Here is a 266-nt window from a genome sequence, read left to right as displayed (position 1 = left end):
AAACAAGCTTTTCCAGTTTTACCTGCAACAGTATCGGCTTCCCAATCTCCTATTCTAGTTCGATTATTAGCTTCTTCTGGTCTTTCGTGAATTGTATGAGAAATGGATATTTTCCCTCTATTTTCAACATGACCTTTAGTATGACGTGTTTTCCCACGATGACGAAGTTTACGAATGACACCACGAGCACCATGAGATAATGAGTTATCCTCAAAATGTCCTCGATAAATGGCTCTATAGATTGTTTGATAACTAACAACAGTTTT

1 pseudogene is annotated in these 266 nt (G+C 37.2%); it reads right to left on the bottom strand.

From position 1 onward, the window contains the following. Positions 1 to 266 (bottom strand): annotated as a pseudogene (locus HMPREF2877_RS05705) (IS30 family transposase); the annotation flags it as partial.

Origin of the sequence: Streptococcus sp. HMSC072D03, assembly GCF_001812855.1 — a bacterium.
GTDB lineage: Bacteria > Bacillota > Bacilli > Lactobacillales > Streptococcaceae > Streptococcus > Streptococcus salivarius_D.
This window is presented reverse-complemented; position numbering and strand designations above follow the sequence as displayed.